At 71.5% G+C, this 22,640-nt stretch carries 22 protein-coding genes; 10 read left to right on the forward strand and 12 right to left on the reverse strand.

Annotated elements, in window-relative coordinates:
- Window positions 1-272: 272 nt before the first annotated feature.
- Both ACIRJR_RS07125 and ACIRJR_RS07130 read right to left on the reverse strand, forming a co-directional pair.
- Window positions 273-1,031 (reverse strand): decaprenylphospho-beta-D-erythro-pentofuranosid-2-ulose 2-reductase, encoded by a 759-nt coding sequence (locus ACIRJR_RS07125; protein ID WP_403775023.1) that lies wholly within the window; start codon window positions 1,029-1,031, stop codon window positions 273-275.
- A 367-nt stretch (window positions 1,032-1,398) separates the two neighbouring features.
- Window positions 1,399-2,748: an FAD-binding protein gene (locus ACIRJR_RS07130; RefSeq protein ID WP_403775026.1), complete on the reverse strand. Its 1,350-nt coding sequence runs from the start codon at window positions 2,746-2,748 to the stop codon at window positions 1,399-1,401.
- A gap of 129 nt (window positions 2,749-2,877) precedes the next feature.
- On the opposite strand from ACIRJR_RS07130, the gene ACIRJR_RS07135 reads away from it, so the two are divergent.
- On the forward strand, window positions 2,878-3,813 hold the full coding sequence (locus ACIRJR_RS07135; RefSeq protein WP_403775029.1) for a YihY/virulence factor BrkB family protein: 936 nt from the start codon (window positions 2,878-2,880) through the stop codon (window positions 3,811-3,813).
- Here the strand turns inward: ACIRJR_RS07135 and ACIRJR_RS07140 are convergent.
- The gene (locus ACIRJR_RS07140) at window positions 3,761-5,005 is read right to left on the reverse strand and encodes a D-alanyl-D-alanine carboxypeptidase family protein (RefSeq protein WP_403775032.1); all 1,245 of its coding nucleotides are present in this window, start codon (window positions 5,003-5,005) and stop codon (window positions 3,761-3,763) included. The genes ACIRJR_RS07135 and ACIRJR_RS07140 overlap by 53 nt on opposite strands.
- Before the next feature lie 121 nt (window positions 5,006-5,126).
- Here ACIRJR_RS07140 and ACIRJR_RS07145 point away from each other — a divergent pair, with 121 nt between their 5' ends.
- The 3 genes from ACIRJR_RS07145 (at window position 5,127) to ACIRJR_RS07155 (ending at window position 8,447) form a co-directional block, all read left to right on the forward strand.
- Window positions 5,127-5,372 carry an SCO4848 family membrane protein gene (locus ACIRJR_RS07145; protein WP_099173748.1) on the forward strand — a complete coding sequence of 82 codons (246 nt, stop codon included), beginning with the start codon at window positions 5,127-5,129 and terminating at the stop codon, window positions 5,370-5,372.
- A gap of 54 nt (window positions 5,373-5,426) precedes the next feature.
- Window positions 5,427-6,752, forward strand: a complete 1,326-nt coding sequence (locus ACIRJR_RS07150) for a metallophosphoesterase (RefSeq protein WP_403775035.1) — start codon at window positions 5,427-5,429, stop codon at window positions 6,750-6,752.
- A gap of 141 nt (window positions 6,753-6,893) precedes the next feature.
- Window positions 6,894-8,447 (forward strand): ABC transporter substrate-binding protein, encoded by a 1,554-nt coding sequence (locus tag ACIRJR_RS07155; protein WP_403775038.1) that lies wholly within the window; start codon window positions 6,894-6,896, stop codon window positions 8,445-8,447.
- Here the strand turns inward: ACIRJR_RS07155 and ACIRJR_RS07160 are convergent.
- The 8 genes from ACIRJR_RS07160 to ACIRJR_RS07195 all read right to left on the reverse strand — a co-directional run bounded on the left by ACIRJR_RS07160 (window position 8,434) and on the right by ACIRJR_RS07195 (window position 14,908).
- Entirely contained in the window at window positions 8,434-9,153 is a 720-nt protein-coding gene (locus tag ACIRJR_RS07160) for a TetR family transcriptional regulator (RefSeq protein WP_403775041.1), read from the reverse strand. The two genes, ACIRJR_RS07155 and ACIRJR_RS07160, sit on opposite strands and share 14 nt — an antisense overlap.
- Window positions 9,154-9,163: 10 nt before the next feature.
- Complete coding sequence (locus tag ACIRJR_RS07165; RefSeq protein ID WP_403775044.1) at window positions 9,164-9,991, reverse strand: hypothetical protein; 828 nt, start codon at window positions 9,989-9,991, stop codon at window positions 9,164-9,166.
- 10 nt (window positions 9,992-10,001) lie between these two features.
- A complete protein-coding gene (locus ACIRJR_RS07170; RefSeq protein WP_403775047.1) occupies window positions 10,002-10,586 on the reverse strand; it encodes a hypothetical protein in 585 nt (194 codons plus the stop codon).
- Window positions 10,587-10,752: 166 nt separating this feature from the next.
- Complete coding sequence (locus tag ACIRJR_RS07175) at window positions 10,753-11,529, reverse strand: succinate dehydrogenase iron-sulfur subunit (protein WP_403775050.1); 777 nt, start codon at window positions 11,527-11,529, stop codon at window positions 10,753-10,755.
- Window positions 11,529-13,283: a succinate dehydrogenase flavoprotein subunit gene (sdhA, locus tag ACIRJR_RS07180; protein ID WP_403775053.1), complete on the reverse strand. Its 1,755-nt coding sequence runs from the start codon at window positions 13,281-13,283 to the stop codon at window positions 11,529-11,531. Before sdhA ends, ACIRJR_RS07175 begins: the two co-directional genes overlap by 1 nt.
- Window positions 13,284-13,312: 29 nt before the next feature.
- Window positions 13,313-13,795, reverse strand: coding sequence for a succinate dehydrogenase hydrophobic membrane anchor subunit (locus ACIRJR_RS07185; RefSeq protein ID WP_403775056.1), 483 nt, complete (start codon window positions 13,793-13,795; stop codon window positions 13,313-13,315).
- Between the two features lie 5 nt (window positions 13,796-13,800).
- Window positions 13,801-14,181 (reverse strand): succinate dehydrogenase, cytochrome b556 subunit, encoded by a 381-nt coding sequence (gene sdhC, locus ACIRJR_RS07190; protein WP_014154475.1) that lies wholly within the window; start codon window positions 14,179-14,181, stop codon window positions 13,801-13,803.
- Between the two features lie 166 nt (window positions 14,182-14,347).
- Complete coding sequence (locus tag ACIRJR_RS07195; protein WP_403775059.1) at window positions 14,348-14,908, reverse strand: 2-oxo-4-hydroxy-4-carboxy-5-ureidoimidazoline decarboxylase; 561 nt, start codon at window positions 14,906-14,908, stop codon at window positions 14,348-14,350.
- A 373-nt stretch (window positions 14,909-15,281) separates the two neighbouring features.
- Here ACIRJR_RS07195 and ACIRJR_RS07200 point away from each other — a divergent pair, with 373 nt between their 5' ends.
- The 6 genes from ACIRJR_RS07200 (at window position 15,282) to ACIRJR_RS07225 (ending at window position 21,428) form a co-directional block, all read left to right on the forward strand.
- Window positions 15,282-16,877 (forward strand): family 20 glycosylhydrolase, encoded by a 1,596-nt coding sequence (locus tag ACIRJR_RS07200; RefSeq protein WP_403775062.1) that lies wholly within the window; start codon window positions 15,282-15,284, stop codon window positions 16,875-16,877.
- A gap of 198 nt (window positions 16,878-17,075) precedes the next feature.
- Complete coding sequence (locus ACIRJR_RS07205) at window positions 17,076-17,582, forward strand: hypothetical protein (RefSeq protein WP_403775065.1); 507 nt, start codon at window positions 17,076-17,078, stop codon at window positions 17,580-17,582.
- Between the two features lie 107 nt (window positions 17,583-17,689).
- Window positions 17,690-18,268 (forward strand): hypothetical protein, encoded by a 579-nt coding sequence (locus ACIRJR_RS07210; RefSeq protein ID WP_403776388.1) that lies wholly within the window; start codon window positions 17,690-17,692, stop codon window positions 18,266-18,268.
- Window positions 18,269-18,543: 275 nt separating this feature from the next.
- Window positions 18,544-19,326 carry a TetR-like C-terminal domain-containing protein gene (locus ACIRJR_RS07215; RefSeq protein ID WP_403775067.1) on the forward strand — a complete coding sequence of 261 codons (783 nt, stop codon included), beginning with the start codon at window positions 18,544-18,546 and terminating at the stop codon, window positions 19,324-19,326.
- A gap of 336 nt (window positions 19,327-19,662) precedes the next feature.
- Window positions 19,663-20,346 (forward strand): RNA polymerase sigma factor, encoded by a 684-nt coding sequence (locus tag ACIRJR_RS07220; protein WP_403775069.1) that lies wholly within the window; start codon window positions 19,663-19,665, stop codon window positions 20,344-20,346.
- The gene (locus tag ACIRJR_RS07225; protein ID WP_403775072.1) at window positions 20,346-21,428 is read left to right on the forward strand and encodes a hypothetical protein; all 1,083 of its coding nucleotides are present in this window, start codon (window positions 20,346-20,348) and stop codon (window positions 21,426-21,428) included. Before ACIRJR_RS07220 ends, ACIRJR_RS07225 begins: the two co-directional genes overlap by 1 nt.
- Window positions 21,429-21,603: 175 nt before the next feature.
- Here the strand turns inward: ACIRJR_RS07225 and ACIRJR_RS07230 are convergent, their stop codons facing one another.
- Window positions 21,604-22,488 (reverse strand): L,D-transpeptidase family protein, encoded by an 885-nt coding sequence (locus ACIRJR_RS07230; RefSeq protein WP_403775076.1) that lies wholly within the window; start codon window positions 22,486-22,488, stop codon window positions 21,604-21,606.
- Between the last annotated feature and the right edge of the window lie 152 nt (window positions 22,489-22,640).

Genomic DNA, 22,640 nt, shown 5'->3' on the forward strand with positions numbered 1-22,640 from the left:
CGATACGGGCCTGATCCCCGGCCGGCCCGCCTCCCGGCACGGAGGCGCGCCCGCCGGCGCCGGGGACCCGCCCTCGTGGAGCGGCGCCCCCGGGGACCCGCCCTCGTGGAGCGGCGCCCCCGGGGACCGTCCTCGTGGAGGAGCGGCGCCCCCAGGGACCGTCCTCGTGGAGCGACGCCTCCAGGGACCGTCCTCGTGGAGCGACGCCCCCAGGGACCGCCCCCGTGGAGCGGGCGCCCCCAGGGACCGCCCTCGTGGAGCGGCGCACATCTCTACCGCACGGGCAGCCGGCGGAACAGCGGGCGCGGGACGTGCCGCAGGGCCGACATCACCACCCGCAGTGCCCCGGGCACCCAGACCGTCTCCGAACGCCGCCTCAGCCCCGTCACGATGGCGTCCGCGACCGCACCCGGTGTCGTGGCCAGCGGCGCCTCCTCGCGGCCCGCTGTCATGCGCGACCGCACGAAGCCGGGACGCACGACCATCACGTGCACTCCCGTCCCGTGCAGCGCGTCGCCGAGCCCCTGTGCGAAGGCGTCCAGGCCCGCCTTGCTGGAGCCGTAGATGAAGTCCGCGCGCCGCGCCCGTTCACCGGCCACGGACGAGAGGACCACCAGCGACCCGTGGCCCTGCGCCTGGAGTGCGCCGGCGCACACCAGACCGGCGGAGACCGCTCCGGTGTAGTTGGTCTGCGCGACGCGGACCGCGGAGAGCGGCTCCTCCTCGTCGCGGGCCTGGTCGCCCAGGACTCCGAAGGCCAGCAGCACCATGTCGATGTCGCCCTCGGTGAAGACCTTGCCGAGCGCCTCCTCGTGGGACGCGGAGTCGAGTGCGTCGAAGTCGACGGTACGGACGTCGGCACCCAGCTCGCGGAGTTCGGCGGCGGCCCGCTCCAGGGCGGGGGAGGGCCGCCCCGCCAGCCGGACGGTCCGGGTGCGGCGGGCGATCAGCCGCCGCGCGGTGGCCAGGCCGATCTCCGATGTGCCGCCGAGAACGAGCAGGGACTGGGGGGCACCGAAGGCGTCCTTCACGGGATAACTCCTAGCGGGATGACGGAGAGCGCCGTCGGGTGGACCGAGGGCTGTCGAGGGACCGGATGGTGGACGGGGCCCCGGGACGAGCGGGACCCGGGTGAACAGTGCCCCCGGGACGAGCGGGACCCTGGTGAACAGTGCCCCCGGGACGACCAGGGCCCCCGGGGCGAGTCGGCCCCGGGACGAGCGGGACCCTGGTGAACAGTGCCCCCGGGACGACCAGTGCCCCCGGACGAGCAGTGCCCCCGGCACGAGCAGGGCGGTCGCGGTGCGCCGGGGCAGCGGGGGCGGCGGCGGCCGCGCACGGCCCGGCGGGGCAGGCCGGAGCGCGGCATCGAGCCGGAGCGCGGCCCGGCGGGTCAGGTCAGAGGGCGAGCCGGCGGGACAGGTCGGAGCGGAACGCCCCCGTCGGGTCCAGCTCCTCGCGCAGGGCCCGGAACGCGGGAAGCCGCGGGTACATCGCCTTCAGGAGACTCGGCCGCATCCGCCCGTCCTTCGCCAGGCACACCCGGCCGCCCGCCGCCGCCACCTCCTCGTCGAGCCCGTCCAGGAGGCGGCCCAGGCCGGGCAGGGCGGCCGGCAGTCCGAAGGAGAGCGTCCAGCCCGGTGCGGGGAACGAGAGCCAGCCGGGCCCGCTTTCGCCGAACCGCTTGAGCACGGCGTGGTAGGCGGGGCACCGGCGCAGCGTGATCTGCCTGACGATGCGGTGCAGGGCCTCCTCCTGGCCGTGTCCCACGGTGAACTGGTACTGCACGGATCCGGATCTGCCCGGGGTGCGGCTCCATCGGGGGGCGGCGTCCATGGGGTGGAAGAAGGCGGAGACCCTCTGCAGCTCTCCGGTCCGCGAGGCGGGGGAGCCGCGGTGACGCAGCTCGTTCAGAAGCGCCGCCGGCGTCCGGCCGAGCAGCCCCTCGGGGATGAGGGCCGGTGCGGCGGGCAGCCGCCCCGGCCGGAAGGCCAGGGCCGTGCGCCGGGCGCGCGCCGGGAGCGCGTCCAGGGGTGCGTGCTCCCCACGGGTGACGACGCCGCGGCCCGTCGACCTGCCGCGGGCCAGGAGGTCGATCCAGGCCGCTGCGTACGGGGTGCGGTCGCCGCAGGCGCCGAGGCGGTCCAGCACCTCGTCCAGACCGCCGGCCCGTACGGTGTCGACCGACATCAGGGAGGTGGCCACGGGGCGCAGGCCCAGCGTGGCCGAGAGGATGACACCGGTCAGCCCCAGGCCTCCGGCGGTGGCGCCGAACAGGTCGGTGCCCGGGAGCACCGTACGCACCTCGCCGTCGGCGGTCAGCAGTTCCAGGGCGCGCACGTGCCGGGCGAAGGAGCCGGCGGTCCGGTGGTTCCTCCCGTGCACATCGGAGCCGATCGCTCCGCCGACGGTGACCTGGCGGGTCGCCGGAGAGACCGGGAGGAACCAGCCGAGCGGGAGCAGTGTCTCCATCAGGCGGTGCAGACTCACCCCGGCGTCGCAGACGACCGTCCCCGCGACGGCGTCGATCGCGCGGATCCTGTCCAGCGCGGTCATGTCGACCACGGATCCGCCGGCGTTCTGCGCGGCGTCACCGTGCGAGCGGCCCAGTCCCCGGGCGACGACCCCGCGGGGCCCCCGGCCCCGCACCGCGACCGCGGCGTCTTCGTAGGTCCGGGGGCGGAACCGCAGTGCGGTCGTCGGGGCGGTGCGGCCCCAGCCGGTCAAGGACACCGTGTCGACAGACATGATGGTGACCGTATCGCCCAGGAAAACCCTTTTGAGGGATTTGTTACAGCACTCACCGAAATGGGTGATTGGGGGATGCGGCGGCCGGAGGGCTTCGGTTTTCTGCGCCCGGACGGGTACGCGTAGGTCATGGACTGGCTGAAGAATCTTCCCGTCATCGGGCCGCTCGTCGCACGGCTGATGGAGACGCACGCCTGGCGCTCCTACGAGACGCTGGAGAGGGTCCACTGGGCGAGGCTGGCCGCGGCGATCACGTTCCTCAGCTTCCTCGCGCTCTTCCCGCTCATCGCGGTCGGTGCCGCGGTCGGTGCCGCGCTGCTCTCCACCGAGCAGCTCGACAAGATCGAGGACAAGCTCGCCGACCAGGTGCCGGGCATCTCGGACCAGCTCGGGATCGACAACCTCGTGGCCCACGCGGGCACGGTGGGTCTCGTCGCCGGTGTGCTGCTGCTCTTCACCGGCATCGGCTGGATCGGCTCGATGAGGGACTGCCTGCGCGCCGTGTGGGAGAAGGACGACGTCGACGAGGGCAATCCCGTCGTCCGCAAGCTCAAGGACGGGGGCCTGCTCCTCGGCCTCGGCGGCGCGGTGCTCGTGACCCTCGCCGTGTCCACCGTCGCCTCCACGGCCATCGGCTGGACGGTGGACCGCCTGGGCATCCCGGAGAACGGCGTGGGCGGAGTGCTGCTCCAGGTGGCCGCCGTGGCCGTGGCCGTCCTCGCCGACTTCCTGATCCTGCTCTACCTGCTGACCCTGCTGCCCGGGGTGGAGCCGCCGCGCCGCCGCCTGATCGTGGCCGGGCTGGTCGGCGCGGTCGGCTTCGAGCTGCTCAAGCTGCTGCTCGGCAGCTACATGCGGGATGTCGCGGGCAAGAGCATGTACGGCGCCTTCGGTGTGCCGATCGCGCTCCTGCTGTGGATCAACTTCAGCGCGAAGCTGTTGCTGGTCTGTGCCGCCTGGACGGCGACGCCGAGCAAGGACGAGAAGCCGGCGGAGGCGGGGACCGCGGACGTCAGCGACGAGGGAGGCGGCGCACCAGGTCCGGCAGCGGCCAGCGCCGGTTGACCAGGAAGACCCCGCCCGCCAGGACCACCAGCATCCCGCCGATGACCGACAGGGCGGTCCAGACCCCGCTGGAGCCCGCAGGGGCGGCGGTGGCCGCCGCGGCCGGGTGCTTCCTCTCGGCCTTGTCCGCTCCCGCCGCGGGTTCGGAGCCCTTCGCGGCCACGGCGGACCTCGGCGGCACCAGCTCGCCCACCGGCGTCACCTTGCCCTCGGCAGCGAAGCCCCAGTCGAGCAGGTGGGCGGCCTCCTTGTAGACCGCGTGGCTCTCCTCGGACGAGGGGTTCATGACCGTCACCAGGAGCACCTTCCCGTCGCGTTCGGCGATCCCCGTGAAGGTGTTGCCCGCGTGGGTGGTGTAGCCGTTCTTGACGCCCGCGATGCCCTGGTACGGATCCACCCCGATGTCACCGGTGATCAGCCGGTTGGTGTTCTGGATCTCGAAGCTCTCGCGCTTCTTGCCCTTCTTCCCCCCGCCGGGGAAGTCCGCCGTCGCCGTCGCGGCGTACTCGCGGAAGTCCGCCTTCTGCATACCGCTCCGGGCGAAGAGCGTCAGGTCGTACGCACTGGAGACCTGCCTCGGGGCGTCGTAGCCGTCGGGCGAGACGACCGTCGTGTCCAGGGCCTGGAGCTCCTCGGCGTGCCGCTGCATGGCGGCGACCGTCGCGGGCACTCCGCCGTACATCTCGGACAGCACGTGCACCGCGTCGTTGCCGGAGCGCAGGAACACGCCGAGCCACAGGTCGTGGACCGTGTAGGAGTGGTCCTCCTTGACGCCCACCAGGCTGCTTCCCTCCCCGATGCCGGCGAGCTCGTCCTCGGTGACCATGTGGGTCATCGTCTTCGGCTGCAGGGCGGGCAGGACCGTGTCGGCGAAGAGCATCTTCAGGGTGGAGGCGGGCGGCAGTCGCCAGTGCGCGTTGTGCGACGCGAGCACCTGTCCGTCCTCCGCGTCGGCGACGATCCACGACCGTGCGCTGAGTTCCTTGGGCAGAACCGGGGCACCTGGCCCCAGGTCGACCTGGGTACCCACCTCACCCAGCCGCTTGCCGCCCACGGTCGACATCTGACCGGTCGGCTTCGGCAGTTTGTCGTCGGTCTTGTCCTTGTCGGCCGCCCCTGCGGGACTGACGACATATACGGACAGCAATGCGGCAGAGAGGACCGTCATTACGGTCTTTTTCAGAGCAGGCACGGTCGGAAACGTACAGGGCGTTGCCGTGGATGGGGACCCGGATGGGCTGACCCGCCGTGCGTACCGCCGGGACAGCCCACCCCGGGCGCCCGGACGGGAAGGCGGCGGCGATACTGATCCCATGAAGCTCAGCCGCCCCGTCTCCTGGTTCCTGCTCGTTTTCGGAGCGTGGAGCTGGGTCATCTGGGTCACCTTTGTCAAGAATCTGTGGAAGGACGGCAGCGGGCTCGCGTTCGACGACGCAGGCGACCCGACCGCGTACTTCTGGGTCCATCTCCTGCTGGCCGTCACCTCGTTTCTTCTGGGGACGGCTGTGGGGGTCATCGGGTTCCGTGGCGTCAGGGCTCTGCGTCGCGAAGGCAGATGACGCACCGGGCGCGGGCGGGCGTCCGGACAAGATCGTTTCAGCGGGGGAGTGTACGTGATCGTGGTCTTCGTACTAGTGGCGGTCGCGGTCCTCGCGCTGCTCGCGGGTGTGCACCGGTACCTGTGGCGCCGACTGATCGGTGACACGACGAAGAAGCACGGCCTCGCCCGCCGCGTGGGCACCGTCGCCGCCTTCGCGCTGCCGCTGCTGACCGTCGGGGCCTTCGTCTCCAGCCGCTCGGGGGTCCCCTTCCCCGTGCAGCAGGCGCTCGCGTGGCCGGGCTACCTGTGGCTCGCCGCCCTGCTCTACCTGACGCTGGCCCTGCTGGTGGGGGAGGCCGTCCGGCCCCTGCTGCGCCGGGTGCTCGCCCGCCGGTCCCAAGAGGCCGGTCAGCCCACCGCAACGGGCGGCCGGCACCCGGACCCGGCCCCGGACACGGCCCCGGCCCCGGACCCCGCCGCCGGGCAGGTGGACCAGGCCGCGCCCGTCGCCGGCGCGGGCAGCACCCGTACGGATGTCGCGGCGCGCCCCGCGGCCGCCCCGCCCGTCGACGACCCCTCCCGGCGGCTGTTCGTCGCCCGCGCGGTCGGCGGGGCCGCCGCTCTCGCCGGCCTCGGCACCGTCGGCTACGGCACCTACGGGGTGCTGCGCGGTCCCCGCACCAAGCGGATCACCATCCCGCTGGCCGGACTGCCGCGCTCCGCCCACGGCTTCCGGATCGCCGTGGTCAGTGACATCCACCTGGGACCCATCCTGGGCCGCGCCCACACGCGGCGCGTCGTCGACGCCATCAACGCCACCAGCCCCGACCTGGTCGCCGTCGTCGGAGACCTCGTCGACGGATCCGTCGCCGACCTCGGTTCCGCGGCCGAGCCGCTCGCGCAGCTCGACGCGCGTCACGGCAGCTACTTCGTCACCGGCAACCACGAGTACTTCTCGGGCGCCGCCGAGTGGGTCGACCACGTACGCGAGCTGGGCCTGCACCCCCTGGAGAACGCACGCGTCGAGATCGCCGGCTTCGACCTCGCCGGAGTCAACGACATCGCGGGCGAGAGCGAGGGCCAGGGCCCCGACTTCGCCCGAGCGCTCGGTGACCGGGACCGGAGCCGCGCCTCCGTCCTCCTCGCGCACCAGCCCGTCGTCATCGACGACGCCGTCGAGTACGGCGTCGGTCTCCAGCTCTCCGGTCACACCCACGGCGGCCAGCTCTGGCCCGGGAACCTCGTGGCCGAGCTCGCCAACCCGACCGTCGCCGGATACGAACGCTACGGCGACACCCAGTTGTACGTCTCGCGCGGTGCGGGTGCCTGGGGGCCGCCCGTGCGCGTCGGCGCCCCCTCCGACATCACCGTGGTGCAGCTCGCTTCCCCGCAGGCCTGACCGCGAAACCTGTGAGCGTCCATCCTGGCCTTCCATATGTGAATATCGTGTGATTGGGTGATGGCGAACATGCGGCCGTGATGCGGTGAGGTGCGCCTCTCCGCACGCGAGCCGGGGGTGGGTTGGCAAGGGAGCACGGCAATGCGGTTCATCCGTCCACGGATTCTCGCGATTCTGGCGGTACTGGTCATCGCAGGCGTCGCTGCCTGGCAACTGCTCCCCTCGGACGAGGTGAACGAGTCCCCGATCACGGTGGGCACGTCCGACGAGGTGACCTCGCTCGACCCCGCCGGGGCCTACGACGCCGGATCCTGGGCGATCTACAGCAACCTCTACCAGTCCCTGATGACCTTCAGGTCCGGCGCGGTCGTGCCGGAACCCGACGCCGCGGAGAAGTGCGGCTTCATCGGCCAGAAGCTCCAGACGTACCAGTGCACGCTGCGGGACGACCTGACGTTCTCCGACGGCCGCAAGATCACGGCCGCGGACGTGAAGTACTCCTTCGAGCGGATGCTGAAGATCAAGGCGGACGTCGGCCCCTCGGTCCTCTTCCCCAACCTCGACACGGTCGTGTCCGAGGGCCGCACGATCACCTTCAACCTCTCGGCCCGGGACGCGACGTTCCCCCAGAAGCTGGCCACGGGCGCCGGATCCATCGTCGACCCCACGCACTACCCGAAGGACAAGCTCCGCACGGACAACCAGGTCGACGGCTCGGGTCCCTACACCCTGAAGTCGTACGAGCCCGGTGTCCGCGCCGAGCTGGTGCCCAACCCGGCGTACAGGGGTGCGCTGAAGAAGACGGGGGGCGCGGTCGACATCCGCTACTTCGAGGGGTCCGAGGCGCTCCAGACCGCGTGGACGGCCGGTGACGTGGACGTGACGCACCGCCAGCTCCCCGCCGAGAAGCTCGCGGAGCTCGACCCGGGCGCCAGTGAACAGCGCGTCACCGAGGCCGACAGCGCGGAGATCCGCAACCTCGTCTTCAACGTCCGTGACGGCTCGCCGCTCGCGGACCGGAAGGTCCGCCAGGCCATCGCCTGGATCATCGACCGGGGGCCGCTGGTCACCAAGGTCTACCGGAACACCGTCGAACCGCTCTACTCGCTGATCCCACAGGGGTACATCGGGCACAGCACCCCCTTCTTCGACTCCTACCCGCAGTCGGACCCGGACCGGGCCAGGGCGCTGATGCGGGAGGCCGGGGTGGACCTCCCGCTGCACATCACCTTCGCCCACCGCGACGACGACGCCAACAAGGAGGAGTCCACCGAGCTGGTCCGCCAGCTGGAGAAGGACGGGCTGTTCGAGGTCACGGAGAAGGCCGTGGAATGGCAGGCCTTCCAGAAGGGCTACGCGGCCGGTGAGTACGACGCGTACACCCTCGGCTGGCTCCCCGACTTCCCGGACCCCGACACCTTCAGCCAGCCGCTGGTCGGCCGCGACAGCTCCCTCCACAACGGCTACACCAGCACCAGGATGGACGCGCTGATCTCCGCCACCCAGCAGTACAGCGACCGGGGCCGGACCTCGGCCGACTTCAAGGAACTGCAGCAACTGGTCGGCGAGGACGTGCCGCTGGTGCCGCTGTGGCAGAAGAAGGACTACGTCGTCAGCAAGCAGTCCGTGTCCGGGTCCCAGTACCTCTCCGACGGCACCGGAATCTGGCGCCTGTGGGAACTCAGCTGGATCTGACGTCCCGCGCGCCGCGGGACGCCCCGCCGGGCAGGAACTCCACCAGCACGTCGTGGATCTGCCGCACGAGCGGCCGCAGCACCCGGAAGCGGGAGAGCGCGATCGCCCGCGCGGCGATCGGGGCGGTGCGCTCGACGAGCCGACGGCTGCGCTCCGTGCCCTCGGAACGGTCGTAGACCCAGAACAGCACCAGGCCCATCTGCATCAGCCACATCAACTGCGGCAGCAGTGCCGCAAGTTCCTTGTCCGCCTTGACCGAAGAGCCCGACAGGCAGCGCTCGTGCACCGAGATGGCCGCCTCCCGGGCCGCCAGCGACTCCTCCGAGAACGGCGAGAGCGGGCTGTCCGGGTCCGCGGCGTTCTTGAAGAACTGCGCGGCGAAGCGGTGGTACGGCCCCGCGACGTCCAGCCAGGTCAGAAGGACCCCCCGGATCCGGACGGCGAGATCCGGGTCCCCGGCCAGGACGGGCTGCACGGCCGTTTCGTGCTCCGCGGCGAGCCGGTCGTAGAAGCCCTGGACCAGGTGCTCCTTCGACGAGAAGTAGTAGTAGGCGTTCCCCGTGGAGACCCCTGCCTCCTGGGCGATGGCCCGCATCGTCGTCCGGTCGTAGCCGCGCTCCTCGAAGAGCCGGAGCGCGGTCTCCAGGATCCGGGTACGGGTCTGCTCGCTCTTCGGCGCCTTCGCCGTCTTCTCGTCCTTCGCCACGCCGCCCAGGCTATCGGGGAAGCGTGTCCGGCGGATTCCGGGAGGCCAGGGCCCCGGCCAACTCCGCGCGCAGCGCGTCGGCGGACGGCAGGCCCCCGTCGACCGCGGCCGTCCACCGCGCTGCCGCCTCGTCGACCCCGGAGCGGAACGCGCGCCGCAGAGGGATCCTGAACAGCAGCAGCGCGAGCGCGGCGGGCGGGCGCAGGAGCCCCCGTCCGCTCACGGTCAGGGTGACGCCGACCTCCCATGCCCCGCCGTCGGCCGGGCGCACCCTGAGCGCCACCGACGCCCGCCCGAGCGGGTGCCGGGCGCGGGCGGTGACCGGGGCGCGGGCGGCCGGGAGAGCGCCGGCGGGGGCGTCCGCCGCGGCCCACCAGGCGTTCAGGTCGGCCTTCGCCCGCCCGGAGATCCGCTGGAGGAAGCCGCCGGAGGGATTACGGAGGGCGAGGCCCGCCTCCAGGGCCGACGGCCGGTCCGGCGTGGTGAGCCGGAGGCGGACCCGGGCCTCGGTGCCGGCCGCCGACATGTGCTGTTCCACGGCGATCGCGGTGGAGCGGCGCCACTCCCGTATGCGTACGGTCATCGTCTCCCCCGGGGTCTCCTGCGTCTTCCCGGGAGAGGGCTCGGCGGGGTTCGGAGCGACCGTGTAGCGCGCGCCCGCGCGCAGGTGACGGCCCTTCACCAGACGGACGCCGGGGACCGGTCTCCCGTCCTGCAGCAGGGCGCCTCCCCGGCCCGTGCGGGTGGACTCGGCGATGTCCAGGAGAAGGGCGGCGCACTCCTCGAACCGGTCGCGGTCCACGGCCGTGACCACGACGGCGCGGTGGAGGCGGGCCATCGCGGCAGGCTCAGGCGCTCATCGAACGCGCGGTGTTGACCTGCGACATGACCCACTGGAAGGTCTCGGGCCCCGTCGCCGGGACCATCGTCTGGTGGTGCCGGCCGCCGCTGGTGACGGTGATCTGCACGAAGCCGGTGGTGCGCTTCTCCTTCATCAGCAGGAACAGCAGACCGATGAGGCAGAACAGCGCGAAGACGATCGCCAGCACGATGCCCACCGTCGGGATCTTCTCCTCGGTGCGCGACATGTCGGTCGCCGTCCACACCGCGCCCTTCAGCGGCAGGGTGCCGGACGGGGTCACGATGCCGTCGTTCATCACCGTGATGTCGCCGAGCGAGAGCATCGGTACCCCGCCGCCCTGCTGCACCGGCAGGTTGAAGCCGGGCTCGGTCGGCTGCCCGCCGGGGTAGCCGTAGCCGGGGCCCTGCTGCGCCGCGGACTCGGGCAGCGGCTGCGGATAGCCGTAGGCCGGAGTGGCGCCCGGCGCCGGGTATCCGTACCCCTGGCCGTCCGGCATCGTGGGCGGGTTGCCCGGCGGCTGCGGCGGGCCCCACTTGTATGAGTCGTCCGCGTACGGATTCGGATCGCTCACGACGTTCCCCGTTCTCCATCAAGCCGTCCGCTCCCGCGCCGTGCTGCACCGGGAGAGGCGAGCCGGTCGTCGACGGCTCCGCATGACCGTACCGTCCCGGCTCTTCCCATGCACGAAGAGGCCCCGTTCCGCGCACGGAACGGGGCCTCTCGCTGCGAAGCGTGGGTCAGAAGCGGCGGGTGATGAGCGCGCGCTTCACTTCCTGGATCGCCTTGGTGACCTCGATGCCACGCGGGCAGGCGTCCGTGCAGTTGAACGTCGTGCGGCAACGCCACACACCGTCACGGTCGTTGAGGATCTCCAGGCGCTGCTCCCCGGCCTCGTCGCGCGAGTCGAAGATGAAGCGGTGCGCGTTGACGATGGCCGCCGGGCCGAAGTACTGGCCGTCGTTCCAGAACACCGGGCACGAGGACGTGCACGCGGCGCACAGGATGCACTTGGTGGTGTCGTCGAAGCGCTCACGGTCCTCGGGGGACTGCAGGCGCTCACGCGTCGGCTCGTTCCCCTTGGTGACGAGGAAGGGCATGACGTCGCGGTAGGCCTGGAAGAACGGGTCCATGTCGACCACGAGGTCCTTCAGGACCGTGAGGCCCTTGATGGCCTCGACCGTGATCGGCTTCTCCGGGTTGATGTCCTTGATCAGCGTCTTGCAGGCGAGCCTGTTCTTGCCGTTGATCCGCATCGCGTCGGAGCCGCAGATGCCGTGCGCGCAGGAGCGGCGGAAGGTCAGAGAGCCGTCCAGCTCCCACTTGATCTTGTGAAGGGCGTCGAGCACACGCTCCTTCGGGTCGATCGAGATCTGGAAGTCCTGCCACTGGACCTCGTCGGAGACCTCGGGGTTGAAGCGGCGGATCCGGAACGTCGCCGTGATGTACGGGGTGTCGGCGAAGCCGGCCTCGGGCTCGGGGGCCTTGTCCGACTTCTCCAGGGTGGGGGTTGCCATCAGTACTTACGCTCCATCGGCTGGTAGCGGGTCGTGACGACCGGCTTGTAGTCGAGCCGGATCGACTCGGTGCCGTCGTCCGCGACCTCGCGGTACGCCATGGTGTGGCGCATGAAGTTGACGTCGTCGCGGTTCGGGAAGTCCTCGCGGTAGTGACCGCCGCGGGACTCCTTGCGGGCCAGCGCGGAGGTCGCCATGACCTCGGCCAGGTCGAGCAGGTTGCCCAGCTCGACGGCCTCCAGGAGGTCGGTGTTGAACCGCTTGCCCTTGTCCTGGATGGACACGTTGAGGTAGCGCGCCCGCAGTTCGGCGATCTTGTCGACCGCCGTCTTGATGGTCTGCTCGGTGCGGAACACCATCACGTTGGCGTCCATGCACTCCTGCAGCTCCAGGCGGAGCGTCGCGACACGCTCGGTGCCCGTCGAGTTGCGCAGCCGCTCGACCTGGTCCTGGACCAGCTGCGCCGGGTTCTCGGGAAGCTCGACGAAGTCGTTCTTCGCGGAGTACTCGGCGGCGGCGATGCCCGAGCGGCGTCCGAAGACGTTGATGTCGAGCAGCGAGTTGGTGCCCAGGCGGTTGGCGCCGTGCACGGAGACACAGGCGACCTCGCCGGCGGCGTACAGGCCCGGGACGACGGTGGTGTTGTCGGCCAGCACCTCGCCCTCGACGTTGGTCGGGATGCCGCCCATGGCGTAGTGCGCGGTCGGCTGGATCGGGATCGGGTCCGTGTAGGGCTCGATGCCGAGGTACGTACGCGCGAACTCGGTGATGTCCGGGAGCTTGGCGTCCAGCTGCTCCGGCGGGAGGTGCGTGAGGTCGAGGTAGACGTGGTCACCCTCGGGACCACAGCCGCGGCCCTCGCGGATCTCGGTGTAGATGGAGCGGGACACGACGTCACGGGACGCGAGGTCCTTCATGACCGGCGCGTACTTCTCCATGAAGCGCTCGCCGTCCTTGTTGCGGAGGATGCCGCCCTCACCGCGGGCGCCCTCCGTCAGCAGGATGCCCATGCGCCAGATGCCGGTCGGGTGGAACTGGAAGAACTCCATGTCCTCCAGCGGCAGGCCCCGGCGGTAGCAGGCGGCCTGGCCGTCACCGGTCAGGGTGTGCGCGTTCGACGTCACCTTGAAGAACTTGCCGGTGCCGCCCGAGGCGTAGATGACCGACTTCGCCTGGAAGACGTGGATCTCGCCGGTGGCCAGCTCGTAGGCGACGACGCCGGCGGACTTCTTGACGCCGTCCACCTCGACGACCAGCTGGTCCAGGACGTAGAACTCGTTGAAGAACTCCACGCCCTCCTTGACGCAGTTCTGGTAGAGCGTCTGGAGGATCATGTGGCCGGTGCGGTCGCCCGAGTAGCAGGCGCGGCGGACCGGGGCCTCACCGTGGTTGCGGGAGTGACCGCCGAACCGGCGCTGGTCGATCTTGCCCTCGGGCGTACGGCCGAACGGCAGGCCCATCTTCTCCAGGTCGAGGACGGCGTCGATGGCCTCCTTCGCGAGGATCTCGGCGGCGTCCTGGTCGACCAGGTAGTCGCCGCCCTTGATCGTGTCGAAGGTGTGCCACTCCCAGTTGTCCTCCTCCACGTTGGCCAGCGCGGCGGCCATGCCGCCCTGCGCGGCGCCCGTGTGGGAGCGGGTGGGGTAGAGCTTCGTCAGCACGGCGGTGCGGCTGCGCTTGGTCGACTCGATGGCCGCGCGCATGCCGGCGCCGCCGGCGCCGACGATGACGGTGTCGTACTTGTGGATCTGCATGGTTTCCTCTGGTCCCTCTGTCCCGGCGCCTAGCGGATGTTCGGGTCGAAGGTGAAGATCACCAGCGTGCCCAGCAGGACGGTGAACACCGTGGCGGTGTACAGGAGCATCTTCAGCCAGAAGCGGGTGTTGTCCCGTTCGGCGTAGTCGTTGATGACCGTACGGAGGCCGTTGGCGCCGTGGAGCATGGCGAGCCACAGCATCGCCAGGTCCCAGACCTGCCAGAACGGCGACGCCCAGCGGCCGGCCACGAAGGCGAACCCGATCTTGGACACTCCGCCGTCGAGCACCAGCTGGATCAGCAGGTGGCCGATGACGAGGACGACCAGCACGATGCCCGACAGACGCATGAAGAGCCAGGCGTACATCTCGAAATTGGTGCGCGAGCCCTTGGGGGTCTTGCCCGTGCGCTGGCGCGGGGGCTCGATCACGGGGGCCGGATTGTCGGCATCGTAGAGGCGCACGGCCTCGACGTCACCGATCGCCGACGACGAAGGAGTCTCGGTGGACATTGGCCTCAGCTCCCGAAGACTTCGCGTACGGCGTGGCCGAGGACGGGGTACAGGGCCCCGACCATCAGCACGATCCAGATACCCAGCACGGTCCAGAGCATCTGCTTCTGGTAGCGCGGGCCCTTGGCCCAGAAGTCCACGGCGACGATGCGGAGACCGTTCAGCGCGTGGAACAGGATCGCGGCCACCAGGCCGTACTCGAGCAGCGCTACGAGCGGGGTCTTGTAGGTGGCCACGACGTCGTCGTACGCCTCGGGGGAGACACGCACGAGTGCGGTGTCAAGGACGTGTACGAACAGGAAGAAGAAAATGAGGACACCGGTGACTCGATGAGCCACCCAGGACCACATGCCTTCCCGGCCGCGGTACAGCGTTCCAGCCGGCACGGAAGAACCCTCCGGGAGCGGGGATTGGGGTCGGCCGGCTTGACTGTCGGTCTGACCCGGCCGGGTACGGTCCACCGGCCCTGGCCATCGTAGCGACGCTTTGTCGGTTCCATGGCGGCGGGGCCTCTGGTGTGATCAAAGCTGCAGTCAAACAGGCACGGACGGGCTACGGGGGGTCATATGCCACCGGGTGGAACGGGCCGGGCGCCCGGCCCGCCTCCGTCACCAGCTCGATGATGCGGCCCCGGGCGAGTCGCCGCATCTCCTCCGCGGTGAGGGAGCGCTCCTCGTCCGGTTCGTGCGCCAGCCGGGTCCGGATCGCGGCCAGCACCTGGTCGACGTGCTGGGAGGGGTGCAGGCCGTCGAGGCAGATCACGAAGGCGTGGCCGAACCGGCTCTCGTACGCGGCGTGCGCGGCGCGCAGCGCCAGATGGGCGGCGCGTGGTGCGTCGTGGTGCAGGCAGGGGGCGCTCTCCGTGGCGAGTGCCTCGGCGAGGTCCGGGGGCGCCAGGTCGTACCCCGCCTCGTCCGATGCGGCGAGCAGCGTCTCCAGGTCCGGAAAGGGGCGGTGGGCGGCCATCCGGTGCGCCCAGCGACGGCTGCCGCAGCACTCCAGCAGTGCGGCTTCGGCCAGCTCCCCGGGCCAGGCGTTGAAGCGGCCGAGTCCGCTCGAGTGGGCACTCCCGTGCGTCCTCGCGGACACTGGATCCGGAACGGGGGCCTCCACCGGGGCCTCCCGAAGGGCCGGGGCAGTGCCCCGGGTCTGGACGGGAACGGCCGTCCGCCCGCCCTGCTGCGATGGTTTCGGCAGGTCGGCATGGGACTCGCTGGACCTGGACAGCGGGACTCCTCGAATGAATGACATCTGTGACCCTGGAGAGGGGTCTGAGAGCGAAGAGGTTGTGTGTGGGGAGTGAGTGAGGCCTGATTCCTGTGTGTCCTCACGCTAACGAGGCCGGGCGACGCGGAATCGACGGATGCGAGAAATTCACCCGCACGGGAGAGTTTCGGAACGCTTGATGGACGAATCAGCGGGGGGAATGCCCGACTTTCTCATCTTCTTTGAACTGTTTCTCCCCCGATCCGGAGGTTTCTGACCGATGTCGCCCTCACGTGCACCCATGGTGGCCGGTGCGGCCGTCGCGGTGGCCGCCGCAGTCACCCTGACCGTCGTCGTCTGGCCCGAGGCCTCCGGCCCCGGCGCCGGGAACGGTGCGACGGCCTCGTCCCGCACCTCCGCCGCGCCGTCCCCCACCCGGAGCTACCCGCTCTCCACCGCCCCGCGCTCCATACCCTCGGTGCGCGAGCACACGGCGGCCCGCGGGCCCGGCTGGAAACCGGCCGAGGGCAGCACGGTCGTCGCGGCCGATCCCGAGCTCGCCGACGAGGCGAAGCTGCTCGCCCGGGAGCTGAAGATCAGCTACCGGGGCGAGAAGGCGCCCCGCTCCGGCGACGTCGAGCTGGCCCTGGCGGACTCCGGCAAGGGCGGTCCGGAGTCGTACACCCTGAAGACCGAGGGCAACCGGGTGACGATCAGTGGCGCCGGCCAGGCGGGCGTGTTCTACGGGACCCGCACCCTCAAGCAGTCGCTGAGCGCCGACGACACCATGCCCGAGGGCGTCGTGCGCGACACCCCGGACCGGCCGCAGCGGGGGTTCAACCTCGACATCGCGCGCAAGCACTACAGCGCGGACTGGATCGAGGCCAGGATCCGCGAGATGGCCGACCTCAAGCTCAACCAGCTCGGCCTCCACTTCTCCGACGACCAGGCCTTCCGGATCGAGTCCGACACGCATCCCGAGGTCGTCTCCGACGAGCACCTCAGCAAGGCGGAGGTCCGCCGGATCGTGAAGCTCGCGCAGAGCCTCCACATCACGATCGTCGCCGAGATCGACTCGCCCGGACACCTCGGCGCGGTCCTTGAGGCCCACCCCGACCTGCGTCTGCGGAACACGCAGGGGGTCGTGCGGGAGGGTGCCATCGACATCTCGAAGCCCGAGTCGGCGCAGATCGTCGACGACCTGCTCAAGGAGTACGCGGAGCTCTTCCCCGGCGACTGGTTCCACGTCGGCGCGGACGAGTACCAGGCGCTCACCGTGAGCGACCCGGCCGCCTCCTACCCGCAGCTGGCCGAGGCCGCCCGGAAGAAGTACGGCGACGGCGCCACCGTCCAGGATCTGGCGGAGGGCTGGCTGAACGACCGCGCCGCGGTGATCACCGAGGCGAAGAAGATCCCCAAGGCGTGGAACGACGGCTTCTTCAGCGGCGGGACGGTCACGGGCGACAAGGGCATCGAGGTCGAGTACTGGACGGGCAAGGAGATCGGCGCCCGGCCGCCCCAGGAGTACCTGGCCGAGGGCCGCAAGGTGATCAACCTCAACGACGAGTTCCTCTACTACGTGCTCGGCGAGCCCAACGACTTCACGTACCCGACGGGGGAGCGCATCTACGAGCAGTGGACCCCGCTCGTCCTGCGGGGCACCGAGCCGGTGGCCGAGCGCTACTCGAAGCAGATCCTGGGCGGCAGGTTCGCCGTCTGGGGCGACTTCCCGAACGCGCAGACGCAGGCGCAGGTGGCGGCGGGGATCCGTATGCCGCTCAACGCGGTCTCCCAGAAGCTGTGGGACCCGGAGAAGCCCGAGCTGAGCTGGGCCCAATTCCGGACACTGGCCGGCGAGGTCGATTCGACGGACTGAGGCACGACCCCGTGGACACCGCCCGCGGAGGAGGGGAGGGGTCCGCGAGCCGCACCCCTGGCGCGCCGCCCTCGGCGTGACCCCGCTCTCCGCCCCGTCGCCCACCGGCCCGGACCCCGTCTGAGTTGACCCGTTTTCGCGCTTCCCCGTGGTCCCGGGCGGGAAGAATGGCAGCCCGGACCGCGGGGGGAGCAGGGCGTGGGTTTCTGGGGCTGCTATCTGGTGGGCCGCAGTGGTGAGCCGCTGATCGGCCACCCCGCGCTGCGGGACGCGCGCGAGCGGCTGACGCTGCGCGAGTACCGCGCGGACGGCTGGCAGGTCTGGTCCCACCCCACGGAGCCCTCTCTCGGCAGCATGACCGCACTGGCCGACGCCGCACGGGCGCCGGTCCTCCTCGGCTTCGTCATGGACGGAGTCTGCGTGGCCGTCGAGGCGGCGGCGCCGCACAGCGGTTCCTGGTACGCGTGCCTCGGCAGGGGACCCATGACGGCGCACATGGTCCGCGACGGCCTGACGCTCGAGGACTTCTTCCTGCCACCCGAGGACGCGGCGGCGCGGGCCGTGGAGTGGGCGGCCGAAACCGGCCGGGGCGTGCGCGAAGGTCCCCTGCTCGAACTGCTGCGCGTCGAGCGGCCTGAGCGGTCCGCGGAGGAACTTTTCCTCGCTTTCCTGGACTGTCTGGGCATCGAGAGCCTGTCCGGCTGAGTCCCGCTGTGATCTTCCATGTCGGGAGAGTGACGCTTTTCAGCCATCTGGCGCTGTACGCGGTAACGGGAGGCGGTGTCTTCCGGGAACCCATGGGGGAGGCGTCGATGAGTCTGCTGGAGCTGATCGCCCGTGCCGACGGCCGAGGTCTGGCGGCGAGCGGGCTCGCCTGCCTGGACCGCTGCCTCCCGGCGCCGGGGGACGGGAGCGATCCGGAACCGCTGCGCCCGCTCTGGGCGAGCTGCGAGAGCGGCGCGGAATGGGCCACCCGGCTCGACGACGTGCACGCCGCGCTGGAGGGAGCCGCCCGGGGCGACGCCACAGCTGCCCGGGTCCGCGCGCTGCTCGGCGCCGCGCCCCGGGACTTCGGAACCGGGCCGCTGCGCGCGTGGGCGGACGCCTGCTCGCTGCTGGCCCTGGACATCCACGGGGAGTTCGACTTCCCGGCGGGCGGAACGGACGTGTCCGCGCGCTGCCGTGCCGGCGGCGCCGCGGACGGCGGCCCGCTGGTGACGGGTGAGCTCCGCCGCCAGTCCCAGATTCTGGAGGCGCTCGCCGAGACGGCCGCGCCGCTGGGCGCCGGCCCGGGCCTGCGCAGGGTCCTGGAGCTCTCGACCGAGGGGCGGCGGGTGCTGCGGGCGGTGGTGTCCCGCCGCGCCCGCGGCCGGTCCGTGGCGTCTTCCTGAGGGGACGGCATGACCGAGGGGACGGCATGACCTGACCTCCGCGCCCGGCCGGGACGGCCGTTCCGCTCCCGCCTCCGGGCGCTCTCCCGTCCGCTCCCGGAGGCGGAAGGAATCGTTCACCCGTCAGCGCCACGTCAGCGCAGTGTGTTTGTCTGGTGTCGGCCGGTGTGCCCCCGCGTGCGTCTATCGTGCCGAACCAGGCGCTGTGGCCATGCCGTATCGAACGCGAGGGCCCACGCGCCGGCACGGGCAGATGACGAGAGAGGAGCCGCCGGATGGACGTCACCAACCCTTCGGGCACGAGTGCCGAGAACGGAAACACGGTCTGGGCAGACGCGGGTACCCGGAGCGACGCGGTGTTCGCGGATGTGGGTGCGGCGATGCGCGGGGCAGCGGTGGGAAGACTGCCGTTGCGCCGCGGAGTCGATCTCGACCTGGAGAGTCTGGCCCGGGAGGCGGGCGTGGACCCCGGTGACGCCCGCAAGGCGTATCCCGGCGAGTGGGACCTGCTGACCGATCTGGTGCTGAGCGCGTACAACGCGATGGGTGACGCCGCCGAGCGGCGGTCGAGCGGTCCCGCCGACACCACCGGCTCCGCTTCCGTCCCGTCGGAGAGCCACCTGGCCCGGTGGGTCGAGGTCTGCCTGAACGTCCGGCGGTGGGCCCTTGACCACCCTGACGAGTACGCGCTGATCTGGGCGGCCCCGGTGCCCGGTTACAGCGCTCCTCCGGAGACGATGGCGGCGGGTGCGCGGACGGTCCTGGCCCTGCTGGCGACACTTCATGAGGCGAAGGCGGCCGGTGTTCTCGCTTCCCATGCCGAAGATCCGGCACTGTCCCAGGGCATGCGCCGGAACGTGGAGCCGCTGACGGCCGGTCTGCTCGCGGGACTCCCGGACCCCGTGGTCACGCGGATGCTCACGGCCTGGACCCAACTGCACGGCATGCTCGGATTCGAGGCGTACGGGCACATCGCCGGTGTCGCCGCCGATCCGGAGGCGTTCTTCGTCCACGCGGCGACGTCCATGGGCGTGCACGTGGGACTGCCCCGCTCCTGAGCCCGGAATCCCCGCCGTCCGCCGGCGCGTCGGTCACGCAAGAGGTCCAGGCGTGACGTGACCGCGGGGCGGAGAGGTGCGTTCTGAAGGACGACCGGGGCCGCCACCCCCCACAGGAGAGGCCCCGGCCGTCTTCCACGGGGTCGCAGGGCGACCCCGTACTCATCTCAGCGCCACGGGTGCGTTTTCTGTCACACCGCACTGGGCCAGGAGACTGTTGCGAGTTGTACAAGTCATGGACGGGGTGCGGTCCGACCACGTAGCGTGCTGAGTCACGCAGGGTGGCGCAGTAGCGATGACCAGCTACGATTCGAATCAGCAGGGCGGGTTGAAAGAGTGCTGGGGGACGACGCGGAGCTGACCGCCGCGGTGCTCGCGGCACAGGACGGGGACGAGGACGCCTTCCGTACTGTGTACCGCGCCGTGCACCCGCGGCTGCTGGGCTACATACGGACGCTGGTCGGTGAACCGGACGCGGAGGACGTGGCCTCCGAGTCCTGGCTGCAGATAGCGCGTGATCTCGACCGGTTCAGTGGCGACGCCGACCGGTTCCGGGGCTGGGCGGCCCGCATAGCGCGCAACCGTTCGCTCGACCACCTGCGGATGAGAGGCAGGCGTCCGGCCATCGGTGGCGACGAGAGCGAGCTGGCGGGTGAGCCCGCCGAGTCCGACACGGCCGGCGAGGCGCTGGAGTCGCTGGCCACCGGCCGCACCATGTCGCTCATCGCGCAACTGCCCCAGGACCAGGCCGAGGCGGTCGTGCTCCGCGTGGTCATCGGGCTGGACGCCAAGAGTGCCGCCCGGACGCTGGGCAAGCGTCCCGGCGCCGTGCGCACCGCCGCCCACCGGGGACTGAAGCGGCTGGCGGAGCTGGTCGGTGCCGACCCCAGCCCGGAGGACGAGATCCCGGCGCCGGGGCCGGAGCTCGGTGCCGTGCCCGCGCAGCGCCCGGGCCGCCAGGGTGCGGTGGCGCCCGCCGGTGTGACGCATTCGCGTCCGTGGACGCAGAGGGACATGTGATGGCCGACGAGCAGCACGAGTGGCTTGACGCGGACGCGGCGGAGAAGTTGCTCCGCGGCGAGTCCGTCGAGCCCGTCGGGGGTCACGCCACGACCGAGGCCCGACGGCTCGAGGCCGCACTGCTCGCGCTGCGGACCGCGCACCCCGCCGGCGGCGAACTGCCCGGTGAGGCGGCTGTTCTGGCCGCCTTCCGCGAGGCGTCCCGGGGCGGGAGACGGGCGGGCGCGGCGAGTCCCGCCGGACGCCCGGGACAGCAGGACGCCCAGCACACGGTACGGATCGGGCCCACGCCCGCGGTCCCGGTCCGGCGTCCGCGCTGGACCCGTCCCGTGCGCTACGGCCTCGTCGTCTCCCTCGCCGGCTGTGCGCTCGGCGGGGTGGCCGTCGCGGCGGGCACAGGAATGCTTCCCGCCCCGTTCGGGGGCCATGCCTCACCGGTCCCCGCCACGTCGGTCTCGGCGGCGGCGACTCCCGATGAGCTCGGCGCGGAGGTGCCCGACGCGGGCGAGTCCTCGCCCCTGCCCTCCGCCGCCCCCCGTACACCCGGTCCGCCGGCGGTCTCGGACGCGCCCGACGGCCCGGACGGCGGAGCGGAGGAGGACGACGGGCGAACCGGGCGCGAGAACGGCGCTGCGGACCATGAGGGCGGGGCCCGGGACGGCGGTGACACCGCCCAGGACGGCACGGACGGCCGCGAGCCGCCCAGGAGGTCCCCGGCCGAGGTGTACAAGAAGTCGGTCGCGGCATGCCGTGGCTACCGCGAGGACTCACTGAGCCGGGAGGAGGAGCGCCGGCTCCTCGAACTGGCCGACGGAGAGGCGAACCTGGACCGCTTCTGCGACCGGCTCCTGGGTACGGGCGGCCGCGGGAGCGACGAGGGCGGCCCGGGCGAGGACAAGGGCGACGGCGGAGCGGACGGCGGGAAGGGCGGCGGCGACAGCGAGGGGTCCCTCCCCTCCGTCACCTTCCGCGCGCCGTCCGAGGCGGGCACGCGGGGCGTCGCGCCGGGGGACGGCGTGGACCCGCGGCCGACGGCCGGACCCGGGGCGGTCCCGTCCGAACTCTCCCCGTCAACGCGCTGACCTGCGTAGACGTTCCGGGTGTAACACTCTTCGGCGGTACGGCGCAGTAGTGAGTGCCGACTGGTCATCGGCCGCGCACAGAGCCGGGGTTCCCCCCGTACCTTCGGCTCAGCGCACCCGGCGCGGGCGGGACACGTTCCCCCGGTCCCGCCCGCGCCCCTTGTCCACCGGAGCTCTACCAGTAGATGACGACCTTGTCGCCGTTGCGCACCTGAGCGAAGAGCGACGCGATCTTCCCCTCGTCCCGTACGTTCACGCAGCCGTGCGAGGCGCCGTCGTAACCGCGCGCCGCGAAGTCCGACGAGTAGTGCACCGCCTGGCCGCCGCTGAAGAACATGGCGTACGGCATGGGGGAGTCGTAGAGCGTCGACACGTGGTGGCGGGACTTCCAGTACACCGAGAACTCGCCGTCACGGGTGGGCGTGTACTGCGAGCCGAACCGCACGTCCATCGACGAGACGACCCTGCCGTCGATCATCCAGGACAGCGTGCGGCTGTTCTTGCTGACGCAGAGGACACGGCCCTTCAGGCAACGGGCGTCGGGCTTCGCGGGCGCAGGCCGCGCGGCCGGCGGGTCGAGCTCCTTGGCCGTCGGCTCGCGGGTCATCGCGAGCAGCCGCTCCCAGGTGACGGTGTCTGTCGTGCCCGTCCGGGAGAGGCCCCGCTTGCCCTGGAAGGACCGCACGGCGGCGACGGTGACGGTGCCGTAGTACCCGGTGGGTGTGCGGCCGAAGTGCCCGATCTGACGCAGGCGGGCCTGGAGCTCCCGTACCCGCTCGCTCCGGTCGCCGACGGACATCAGGGTCCTGGGCTCCGGGGAGGGCCGTGCGCCCGGGGTCCGGGAGGGGGTGGCCGGGCCTGGGGTGCCCTGGCCACTGCCCGTTTTGGCGTCGTCCGCGGGCCGGGCGCCCGGCTCCGTCGCGGCGGCGGTGGGCTCCGCGGCCCCCACCTTCTCCACCTTGCAGGCCGCCGCCGACGTGACCAGAGCGAGTACGCCGACGACTGCGGCGGCCGCCGTACGCACGCGGTGGGCACGGCTGTTCTCCCGTACGCGTCTCATTCCCTGCCCCCTGGCTCACGCGTCCCGACGCCGGTCACGCCCGACCTGCCGCGTGACACGGATATCCCATGGGACGGATTCCCGCCCTGCCCGGTTGCCGAATCCTGCGCATGATGGGGGACGTACGTCCGGGCCTCCGGGTACGAGCCATG

This window comes from Streptomyces sp. NPDC102402 (assembly GCF_044765765.1).
Taxonomy (GTDB): domain Bacteria; phylum Actinomycetota; class Actinomycetes; order Streptomycetales; family Streptomycetaceae; genus Streptomyces.

Excerpts from the sequence above, each read along its gene's own strand:
- ACIRJR_RS07130 (WP_403775026.1), bottom strand. The coding sequence starts at position 2,748 with ATGTCTGTCGACACGGTGTCCTTGACCGGCTGGGGCCGCACCGCCCCG.
- ACIRJR_RS07135 (WP_403775029.1), top strand. The coding sequence starts at position 2,878 with ATGGACTGGCTGAAGAATCTTCCCGTCATCGGGCCGCTCGTCGCACGG.
- ACIRJR_RS07145 (WP_099173748.1), top strand. The coding sequence starts at position 5,127 with ATGAAGCTCAGCCGCCCCGTCTCCTGGTTCCTGCTCGTTTTCGGAGCG.
- ACIRJR_RS07155 (WP_403775038.1), top strand. The coding sequence starts at position 6,894 with ATGCGGTTCATCCGTCCACGGATTCTCGCGATTCTGGCGGTACTGGTC.
- ACIRJR_RS07165 (WP_403775044.1), bottom strand. The coding sequence starts at position 9,991 with ATGGCCCGCCTCCACCGCGCCGTCGTGGTCACGGCCGTGGACCGCGAC.
- ACIRJR_RS07175 (WP_403775050.1), bottom strand. The coding sequence starts at position 11,529 with ATGGCAACCCCCACCCTGGAGAAGTCGGACAAGGCCCCCGAGCCCGAG.
- sdhA (WP_403775053.1), bottom strand. The coding sequence starts at position 13,283 with ATGCAGATCCACAAGTACGACACCGTCATCGTCGGCGCCGGCGGCGCC.
- ACIRJR_RS07185 (WP_403775056.1), bottom strand. The coding sequence starts at position 13,795 with ATGTCCACCGAGACTCCTTCGTCGTCGGCGATCGGTGACGTCGAGGCC.
- ACIRJR_RS07200 (WP_403775062.1), top strand. The coding sequence starts at position 15,282 with ATGTCGCCCTCACGTGCACCCATGGTGGCCGGTGCGGCCGTCGCGGTG.
- ACIRJR_RS07210 (WP_403776388.1), top strand. The coding sequence starts at position 17,690 with ATGAGTCTGCTGGAGCTGATCGCCCGTGCCGACGGCCGAGGTCTGGCG.
- ACIRJR_RS07215 (WP_403775067.1), top strand. The coding sequence starts at position 18,544 with ATGGACGTCACCAACCCTTCGGGCACGAGTGCCGAGAACGGAAACACG.
- ACIRJR_RS07225 (WP_403775072.1), top strand. The coding sequence starts at position 20,346 with ATGGCCGACGAGCAGCACGAGTGGCTTGACGCGGACGCGGCGGAGAAG.
- ACIRJR_RS07230 (WP_403775076.1), bottom strand. The coding sequence starts at position 22,488 with ATGAGACGCGTACGGGAGAACAGCCGTGCCCACCGCGTGCGTACGGCG.